Annotated in this window: 7 protein-coding genes; 2 read left to right on the top strand and 5 right to left on the bottom strand. The window is 69.0% G+C overall.

The annotated features are described in order from the left end of the window. The first annotated feature begins 353 nt into the window (after positions 1-353). Together AC08OV_RS20410 and AC08OV_RS20405 are read left to right on the top strand one after the other, a co-directional pair. Positions 354-2,567, top strand: a complete 2,214-nt coding sequence (locus AC08OV_RS20410; RefSeq protein WP_476614509.1) for a protein kinase domain-containing protein — start codon at positions 354-356, stop codon at positions 2,565-2,567. Between the two features lie 118 nt (positions 2,568-2,685). Next, a complete protein-coding gene (locus AC08OV_RS20405) occupies positions 2,686-3,642 on the top strand; it encodes a hypothetical protein (RefSeq protein ID WP_476614508.1) in 957 nt (318 codons plus the stop codon). Positions 3,643-3,753: 111 nt separating this feature from the next. Here the strand turns inward: AC08OV_RS20405 and AC08OV_RS20400 are convergent, their stop codons facing one another. From AC08OV_RS20400 to AC08OV_RS20380, 5 genes are all read right to left on the bottom strand, one after another. Further along, on the bottom strand, positions 3,754-6,309 hold the full coding sequence (locus AC08OV_RS20400; protein WP_476614507.1) for an FHA domain-containing protein: 2,556 nt from the start codon (positions 6,307-6,309) through the stop codon (positions 3,754-3,756). An 808-nt stretch (positions 6,310-7,117) separates the two neighbouring features. Then, positions 7,118-8,149, bottom strand: coding sequence for an LmeA family phospholipid-binding protein (locus AC08OV_RS20395; RefSeq protein ID WP_476620128.1), 1,032 nt, complete (start codon positions 8,147-8,149; stop codon positions 7,118-7,120). Between the two features lie 428 nt (positions 8,150-8,577). Continuing rightward, on the bottom strand, positions 8,578-9,408 hold the full coding sequence (locus AC08OV_RS20390; RefSeq protein ID WP_476614505.1) for an SDR family NAD(P)-dependent oxidoreductase: 831 nt from the start codon (positions 9,406-9,408) through the stop codon (positions 8,578-8,580). A 65-nt stretch (positions 9,409-9,473) separates the two neighbouring features. Further along, entirely contained in the window at positions 9,474-9,629 is a 156-nt protein-coding gene (locus AC08OV_RS20385; RefSeq protein WP_462186483.1) for a hypothetical protein, read from the bottom strand. 68 nt (positions 9,630-9,697) lie between these two features. After that, positions 9,698-10,099 (bottom strand): FAD-linked oxidase C-terminal domain-containing protein (locus AC08OV_RS20380; protein WP_476620127.1); only part of this gene is annotated, 402 nt, incomplete at its 5' end.

Raw genomic sequence — 10,099 nt, 5'->3', positions numbered from 1 at the left:
GGCCCCGGTCGACCCCGGTCGACCCCGGCCGTACCCGGTCAGAGACCCCGACCGCCCCTGGTCGCCCCCCGGCCGACCAGGAGGCAGGACGTGACCGGATGACAGAAGCCACGCGGGCGCCGAATGCCTGTCGCTGCATTGACATCGAGGTGGCGGGAGCTATCGGGGCCCCGACAGCCCGGTGCCCGGTCACTCTCGCCTAAGATTTTGCCAGCGGTTGACCGTAATGGTTGATCGGGACATTCCGTGATGGATCAAGAGTCGGTGCGCGTCCACCGGCGGGCCCGCGACCTGCGCGGCGTTCCCGCGCGAGGCCGCGGTCGGCACGCGGCGAGTGGGGGTACAGGTCGATAATGTCATCGGATGCGGGTGTGGCGGCACGATCCGCCCCCCTTGGCCCGGACGACCCCCACGAGCTCGGCTCGTACACGCTGCTGGGCAAACTCGGCCAGGGTGGAATGGGCATGGTCTATCTGGGCCGCTCCGGGAAGGGCCGGCTCGTCGCCATCAAGGTGATCCGGAACGAGGCTGTCGGGAACCCCGAGTTCCGAGCCCGGTTCCGGCTGGAGGCCGAGACCGCCCGGCGAGTCGCCCGGGTCTGCACCGCCGAGGTGCTCGACGCCGATCCGGACGCCGAGTGGCCCTACCTGGTCACCGAGTTCATCGAGGGCGAGACCCTCGCCCGGTACGTCCAGCGCAACGGCCCGCTCGCCGATGCCAACCTCGAACAACTCGCGGTCGGCGTGGCCGCGGCGCTCACCGCCATCCACAGCGCCGGGATCGTGCACCGCGACCTCAAGCCCGCGAACGTCATCCTCTCACCGTTCGGCCCCCGGGTGATCGACTTCGGTATCGCCCGGGCGGTGGACGCCGGCAGTAACCTCACCGGCGATCTCCAGCAGCTCGGGACGCCGGCGTTCATGTCCCCGGAGCAGATCGAGAGCCGGCCGATCACCTCGGCGGTCGACATCTGGGCGTGGGGTGGCCTCGTCGCCTTCGCCGCCACCGGGCACTACCCCTTCGGTGAGGCCTCGGCGCAGGTGCTGCTCTACCGCGCCCTACACGAGGAACCGCGGCTCGACGACGTCGACCCGGCGCTGCGCCCGATCGTCTGGCACGCGATGCGCAAGGACCCGAGCACCCGCCCGAGCGCCCAGCAGCTCATGCTGCGCCTGCTCGGCGACCCGTCGGGCACCGGCCCGGACGCTGCCGCCGCCGTCAACCCGCAGGACGTCACGAACATCCTGCAGGGCTGGAAGCTGCCAGTGCCCGGCCCGGGCGCACCGGTCACGGGCGGCACCGGGCCCCACGGGGCCGGCTTCCCCGCAACGGCAACGGCCCCCGTCAGCAGCGGTTACACCGTCGACCAGGACGCCCCGACCCGGCTACCCGCCGGTGCCGGCGGTCACGGGAGTCCCGGCGGTCCCGGGGGCGGTGAAGCCGATGGTCCCGGCCGGCAGGGCGGCGCGGGCGGGAACAGGAACCGCACCCCGCTGCTCGTCGGTGGGGGTGTCGTAGTCGTCGGCGCGATCCTCGCGGGAGTACTCGCCCTCAGCGCGGGTGATGACGGCGGCTCCGGGACCGACGCGGCCAATCCGGCCACTATCTCCGGGGCTCCGGCCACGTCGCCCCAACCAGCCCCATCGGCCCAATCAGCGGCCTTCACGCTGCCCAGGGCGGCCCAGCCGCTTGGCAAGGACACCCTCGTCTACGCGTCCAATCGCAACGGCAACTACGATCTGTTCACCGGGCAGGTCACGGACAACGGGCTGCTCGCGAACGACAAGCCGATCGTCACCGGTCCGGACCAGGAGATGCTGCCCGCGATCAGCGACGATCGCAAGACGATCGTCTACTTCAAGAAGGGCAGCCCGAATACGCTGCAGGCGATTGCCGCCGACGGCTCCGGGAAACCGGTACAGCTGTTCACCTCGGGCCCGGCCGCCGGGCTGGCGATCGCGGACGACGCCCGGCCCTCGCTCTCCCCCGACGGCGGTTTCCTGGTCGTCCGTTCCACCAGGGATCAGACCGGAACGCCGAACCCCGGCCTGTATGTGGTGAAACTGGACGGCTCGAGCGTGCGGCGGCTCAACGCGAAGCCGCAGGCGACCGACCCCGCCTGGTCGCCGGACGGCGAGCGGATCGCCTACTGGTCGAACAACACCGGTGGCGACCGCGGCTTCATCGTGGTGATCCCGGCCCAACCGGATGCCCAGGCGACCCCGATCACGCAGGACCAGGGCAACGGGGACTCGGACCCGGTCTGGTCCCCGGACAGCAGGAAGATCGCTTTTACCCGGGCGAAGAACGGCGATCTGGAGATCTTCGAGATGAACTCGGACGGCACCGACGTCCGGCAGCTCACCCGGGTGCACGGGGACGACCAGGACCCGGCCTACGCGCCGGACGGTCGCATCGCCTTCAGCGGGCAGCGCAATCCCACGGACCCTGGTGACCGGCAACTCTACGTTCTGCATCCGAACGATCCGAACAATCCGAACGATAGTGACCGCAAGATCACCACTACCGGCGGGTTCAACGGCCACGCCCGTTGGAACGCCGGCTGAGCTCCTTGCCTATCCAGAGGGATAAATCGGGCGCAAAAGCCTCTGGATAGGCAAGGAAGCCGGCGAGAGGGGCCGGTTATGCACAGATCGCGAACGAGCCCGGCAGGATGCTCGAACCGTGATCGACACTGGGGACGTGACCCAGTCCTATGAGAAGGTCGTCGCACTCGCCCGCAAGCAGGACGACATGATCACCCGTCGGCATGCCCGGCAGCTCGGGATGTCGGACCAAGCGATCAGCGTTCGTAGACGCAGGCACGGCTGGACCTCCCCGGTGCGGGGCACGTTGCTCGTGCCGCCCGTTCGGGACGAAATCCGGGCCCGTGCCCGAGCGGCGCTGTCGATCGTCGGAGGGACGATCTGCGGACGTACCGCGGCCCGACTGCACGGCCTTCCCGCCCTCTCCCGCTGGCGGCCCGACGAACCCGTCGATGTCGCGCTGCCCGGTGAGGGGGGACTTCGTCAGCGTCGCGGTTGTCACCGGCATTGGATGACGGTTCGCGGTGGCGAGACCATCGACCTCGACGGCATCCGTACCACCACGGTTGCCCGGACGTTGGAAGATCTGGCCCTACTGTGCGACCGTGAGCTGTTCATCTGTGTCCTCGACGCTTTTGTTCACCAACGCCGTCTATCCCGGAACGAGCTGTTCGATCTTCGCACACGCGTGCAGGAACGCCGCGATGGTGATCGTGCGGACGGATGGTGGTCAAAGATCGACGGGCGGGCAGAGTCACCGCTGGAGACGCGTGCGCGGCTCCTTCTCGATGACGCCGGGCTGGCGCCGGACGAGCTTCAATGGATAGTCCACGATCCCCGGCACGGCCGGCCGGTGGCACGGCTCGATCTCGCCTGGCCGTCGCTGCGGGTCGCGATCGAAGCGGACGGCGTCGGGCCGCACGGTGAGCCGGAGGCTCTTCATCGCGATCGGGCACGTCAGAACGACCTCGTCCGTCTCGACTGGGATGTTCTGCGCTTCACCTGGCACGATGTCACGACGGAAGCGGCGAGAACGACGGAAGTCGTCCGGATGGCACTTCTCCGAGCCCGTGCAGGTGGCCCTGCCGAAGCGTGAATCCCGCCGGCCGACCCGGGACCCGGGGACCCGGGACGCCCGAGGCTCCCGGCTTCCTTGCCTATCCAGAGGCTTTTGTGTCTGATTTATCCCTCTGGATAGGCAAGGGGCCTAGCGGGGTGGGCCGCTGACCGGTGCGGCGGTGGCGCGTTTGACGGTCTTCGGGTCCATCCGGCGGATCAGGAAGGAAGTAATGATCACGAGGAAGACGCCGACGACGAGACCGGCGACGATGTCGGTGAGGTACGCCGAGGCGCTGTGGTCGAAGAAGGGGTCGTCGACGACCTTCGGGTTCACCGGCTTCTGGTTGTCTGGCCGCAGCACGCCGGCCAGGGTAATGCGGTTCAGGTCACCGACCGAGGCCATCGACGCGAAGCCCCAGCGGGCCGGCGCGATGTAGCTGATCTGCTCCAGACCGGGCGTGCCCTTCACCGGCACGATGCCACCGCTGAAGATGAGCTGGGCCATGGTGATCAGTACCAGGAGCGGCATGGTCTTGTCCGCATTGTCGACCATCGCCGAGATCACCAGCCCGAGCATGGCCGACGCGAGCGAGACCACAATCACGGCGATGAGCAGTTCGAGCAGGGCGTTCCCGAGCACGACACCCTTGTCCGGCGTTCGCCCGGCAAGACCGATCAACGTGAACGGGATCGCCTGGGCGACAGTGATCACAACAAGAACGAGGATCTTCGAACCGACATACGCGGTCCGGGACAGACCGATGGCTCTCTCTCTTCGGTAGATCGCCCGTTCCTTGACGATCTCTCTGACCGAGTTCGCCATTCCCATGAAACAGGCACAGAGAACCATGATCAAAAGAACTGTCGGGGCATCCGAGTTCGGCGAGAACTGTTTGGCCTGTTCGGCCGTGAGATCAAAGTTCCCGCCGATGGCCCTGGGTATCAGCCCGAGCAGGAACGGGAAGGCGATAATGAGCCGCAGGTATGACTTGTCGGATGCGACGACGGCCATTGTTCGTCGGCTCAGCGTCACAAGCTGCGAGATCACCGACTGCTGCCGCAGCGAGGGCAGCTCCTCGGGAGCCGGCCGGGCCGACGGAGCAGTGATCGAGGCGGGCACGTAGTACCGCGAGTTGCGGAACTTGGCGGCCGACTCGGCCCCGGGCGTCGCCTCCAGGGTGAGGAAGACGTCCGGGTAGTCCCGCTTGCCGAAGAAGGGCAGCGCGTCCTGCGGCGGACCGAAGTAGGCCACGTAGCCGCCGGGAGCGAGGACGAGGATGTAGTCGCACAGGTCGAGCTGGGCGACGCTGTGGGTGACCACGACGACCGTCCGGCCGTCGTCCGCGAGCTTGCGCAGCGACTCCATGACGTTCTTGTCCATGCCCGGGTCGAGGCCGGAGGTCGGCTCGTCGAGGTAGAGCAGGGTCGGCCGGGTCAGCAGCTCCAGGGCCACCGAGGTCCGCTTGCGCTGGCCGCCGGACAGCCGGGAGACCTGGGTGCTGGCGTGCTGGGTGAGGCCCAGCTCGGCGAGCACCTCGTCGACCCGGGTGCGCCGCTCCGCCTTCGTGACGTCCGGCGGGAAGCGCAGCTCGGCGCCGAACTCGAGTGCCTTGCGGACGGTGAGCGAGGTGTGCAGCAGGTCCTCCTGCGGCACGTAGCCGATCCGGCGCCGCAGTTCGTCATACTCTGAGTAGAGGTCCCGGCCGGCGTAGCGCACGGTGCCCTTGTCCGCGGGGCGAAAGCCGGTGAGCGCGTTGAGCAGCGTCGACTTACCCGCCCCGGACGGCCCGACGACGCCCAGCAGCGCCCGGCCGGGCAGCTTGAACGTCATGTCGTGCATGAGCTGCTTCTGACCGGCCCAGACGTTCAGGGCGTCGGCCTCGAAGCTGACGTCACCGGAGTCGATGTACTCGACGAGCTGGTCGCCCTCGAGCTGGAAGACGTGGTGACCGACGGCGATGACGTCGCCCTGGCCGACGGACGCCCGGTTGATCCGACGACCGTTGACGAACACGCCGTTGGCGGAGTCGAGGTCGGCGATCTGCAGGCCAGACCGGCCGATGTAGAGCTCGGCGTGCCGGCGGGAGGCAAGCAGGTCGGTGATGACGATGTCATTGTCACGGGCACGGCCGATCGACATCGTGCCCGGGCGCAGCCGATAGGTGGTTCGCCGCTCGTGCTCCTGCTCGAGGCTGGTGACGCCACTCACCCGTTCGTCCCGACCCTGGTCGTCGTAGTCGTGCCCGCGCTGGGACGGATCGGTCGGCCCCTGATGCGAGGTCCCGCGCCCACCCCTCGAGGAGCCCGTGGGTCGTGGCGGAGAGTAACCGGCAGCATTGGGCAGCATCGTCTGCATGTCGTAGCCGGGGTCGTACTCCGGCTCGTCCAGCGGCCTGCGGCCTTCCGGCACCTGGGGATGGATGACAACCTCGGGCCCGGTCGGAGTGCCGAGACGAAGCCGCACCTCACCGTGCACCGGGACGGTCTCGGGCATGCGCTGCCCGTCGATCCAGGTGCCGTTGGAACTGATGTCCCGAACGACCCACCCGTTGCCGGTCTGCTCAAGGAGGAGATGGCGACGGGAGACCCGGCTGTCCGCTATGACGTAGTCGGCGGTCCGGGCACGGCCGATGATGAACTGCGCCTCGGCCGGCACGGTAGCCGCACCGGCCTCGGTGACGACTCTCAGGAAGGTCGTCTGCACGTGTTTCCCCCTTCGCGACGGGACGCTGGCCGGGATGTCCCGCCGAACTCCACCTTGTCACTACGTTGTGCGGTGTCACTACGCTGTGCGGTTTTACCAGGTACTGCGGTGTCATCATGGCGCGCCGGGTCACCACCTCACGCGGCCACTCGAGCCGCCGGATCACGCCGGATGCCCGATCGTAGCGTCGAGGGATGACCTTGATCCACCCCGGGTGACGATTTACCACCAGCTGAACGGCGATCGTTGCCGTCGCGTCGACTTCCGGGCATCTCTCGGGTTCCTGCCGCCTCATGATCGGTCGATTTACCGGTTACCCTGCACGAAACCTTCCGGGCCACGTCACCCTGGGTGGTCAGATCGTCTCGATGACCGTGCCACGGAAGCGACGACGATGACGCATGTTCCCGTCCGGCACCCTATGAGAATGATGGTCGACGGTCCCCGACAGTGGCAGCTGTCGCCGATCCGACCAGCGGCTGCAGGCCTCGGCGGCACCCGGGACGCACGCCACGGAAGTGGACGATCAGCCAACGGACGGCCACCGGAAATCGGCTGATGAAACGCCGGGAGGTGCCGCGCGTCGAACGATCGTCGACAGGTCGACGTACTCCGCGGGAAGGTCGACGTACTCCGGGAAGGACGTACTCCGGGGAGAGAGGGGCCATGGGCGGCCTCGACCGGATCCGATCCGGGCCCTGACCGCGGGGAGGGCGGTCGGTACGGCTCGACCACCGCGCGCGAGGCATTCCGGGTCGGCGCAACTGTGGCGGAAATCATGTCAGGGCTCAGGACCGCCACTCAGGGCTCAGGACGCCGGGAGCACCACGTCCTCGGCGGTCGCGGTGAGTGAGAGACCGGTCGCGTTCGTGGATGCCTCGACGATGCGGAGATGGAATGGCAGACCGGAGATCGGGATCGGGATGGACGGCAGAAGTTCTCCGGGGACACTGAATCCGAGGTTCACAGCTCCGGTGAGCTTCACCTCACTCGGCACCAGGGTGAGCATGTTGTTCCGGACCTCGAACGTCGTGATCCCACCGACCTGCTGGGTACCCAGCACCGGCACGTTGACGGTGCCAGTCACCTCGATCTCCTTTCCCCCGTCGACCGGCTTCACCTGCACCTGCTGCCCGGCGAGGTAGGCGTTGAGGTCGTTGTAGGTCATATCCACAGTGGCCCGCACGCGATCGACGGGCACCTGCCCGACATTGTTGGTGATGGCATCACCGAGCGGTACGTGTACACCCTTCAGATTGGCCTTCACCGACGAGATCTTCGGGCCCGGCGTCGGGATGCCCTCGATCTCCACTCCGATGTTGGTGAACTTCCCGAACAGGACCTGGGTAAGGAACGGGAATCCGCCGATGCTCACGCTCTTGACCGTCGGGACGGGATCACCCGGCTTGATGTTCTCGGCCACGCCGGCCTCGACCTGCTGGCGCATCTGATCCTTGGCTATCACCACGCTGACCCGGTCGCCCACGACGAACAGGACGATCAGGGCGACCAGCGCGATGAGCAGTTTCCGGCGCCGGCGACGCGGCTTGGCGGGCACGGCGGGCGTGCCGCCGCTTGGCGCCACGGCGAATCCCTCCGGGCCTCTACCGCCCCCGCCGGCGGCGCCGGGCAGCCGATCATGGGGTCCGCCGCCCTCGCGGGCGGTGATGTTCCCCATCCCCGTGGTCCCGGGCGCCGCACCCAGGACCGCGGTGCCGTCGTAGCCACCCTGAGCGCCGGAGCCGGCCCACGGGTCATAACCAGCCGGCGGGTCACCCCTCCGGGTCGGCGCGGCCGGCCGCGCCGGCCGGAACGAGTCCGCGGGCGGCGGTGGTCCCATCGGCCGGAAGGACTCCGCAGGCGGCGGTGGTCCCACCGGGGCGCCCGGACGGGCCGGCCTGTTCTGGTTCGCGGGCCGCGTCCCATCACCGTCCGGAGGCATCACATGGGTGCTGTCCGCAGGCTGCTGCCCATCACCGTCACGTCCGTCGTTCACCGGTCCATCTCCTGCCATGCCGCGCCGGAGCACGCCGTCGCCCTGTCGATGTCCGCCTGGCGGTTGTCCTGTGCCTGGCCCTGCCGGATCGTCGCATGCTCCGTGCCTTCCGCACGGCCGCGGGTCCGATCATCCATGCGACATCGGTGTCGGATCCCCGACTTGACCGACCAGACCGGGCAAACCAGATACCATCGGCCACCGCCAGGAGCATGATCCGCCAGCCATCACCGGCCGTCACTCATGTCACCAGCGTCACCGCCGCCACCAGCTCACACCTCCAGCGGGAGCTGCGCCACCGGAGTGTCCCGTCTAGCCGGCGCGAGCCGGAAAACGTCGCCACGCGGGGCGGCGAACGCCTGCCAGAAGTGGTCCGCGACCACCCCCGGACGTAGCGGGCCCGCAGCGTCCACCCTGCCGTCGAGAACCACCGTGCGCAGCCGGACACCCCGCGCGGCCAGCATCGGCCGTACCGCATCGGCGAGGGCGGCGAGGCCTGCCTTGCCGATCGCCAGCGCGAACCGGCCGGCCACCGGCTCGGTGCGCGATCCGGCCGTGGTCAACAGGATGGTCGCGGCCGGCCGGTCCACGAGGAGGTCTGCCGCCACCTGCACCGCGGTGAGCGCGCCCGTGACGTTCACCGCAAGAGTCTGGTTCATCGTCTCGGCCTTCACCGTGAGGGCGCCGCCGCGGATGCTGAGCTTGGCGTTGTAGACAAGCACCGTCAGCCCCCCGACGTCGGCCGCCACCCGCTGGATGGCCGTGGTGAGGGCCGGCTGGTCGGTGACGTCGGCGACGGCGCCGTGCACCGCCAGGCCGTCCTCGGCGAGCTCGTCCCTCACCCGGGTCAGCGTGTCGGCGGACCGGGAGACGACTCCCAGGGCGAGCCCCTCCCGGCCAAACCGGCGCAACAGGTCGGAACCGAAGCTCGCCCCCGGTCCCACGACGACGAGGCCGCGGGTCGCCGGGGCGAACTCCGGGTCCCCGGCACGGCCGCCGGCACGGTCCCCGGCATGGTCACGATCACGGTCACGATCACGGTCGACGCCACCGCCCGGCCCGCCGGGGTAACCCGGAGCCGGCTCGCACGGTCCGGTGCTCATGGCCTCATCCTGACGGAGACGCTGTCCGGACATCCCGGGGATCGACGGAACGCCCGGCCCGGTCTTCAGGGGTGGGCCCGCTGCTCCCGGGCGGCCTCGACGGCCGCCCGGGCCCGCAGCGGCGCGCAACGGTGGTAGGCCCAGCCCAGGGCCGCACCGACGATGACCACCGGGATCAGCAGGAAGAACAGGACAACCACACAGGCGGCAATGGTCTCCACGCCCTTGGCCTACCCAGGCTCCCGGCCTACCCAGGCTCCCGGGTCGACCCGATGCGCCCGGTAGTGCCTCAGGCGACGAGAACCCCGGGGTTGAGGATGCCGGCCGGGTCCAGTGTCCGTTTGACCGCCCGGAGCACCTCGACACCAAGATCGCCGATCTCGGCGCCGAGCCAGGGCCGGTGCTCCGTCCCGACCGCGTGGTGGTGGGTGATCGTGCCGCCCGTGGCGATGACCGCGTCCGTGGCCGCGGCCTTGGCCGCCCGCCAGCTCCCGATCGGGTCGTCGCCCTCGCCGCAGACGACGGTGAAGTAGAGCGAAGCCCCCGTGGCGTACAGATGAGAAATGTGGCACATGACGACCGGTGCCAGGCCGGCGGCGGCCAGCGTCATGGTGAGCGCATCTCGGACGGCCGCGTACAGCCCGGGCAGCGCCGTCCAGAATCCCGCCGTTTCCAGGGTCTCGGCGAAGAT

It is taken from the genome of Frankia sp. CeTa3Moorea (genome assembly GCF_978021225.1).
Note: the sequence above shows the minus strand (reverse complement) of the source record. Positions and strands in the feature narration are given on the sequence as shown.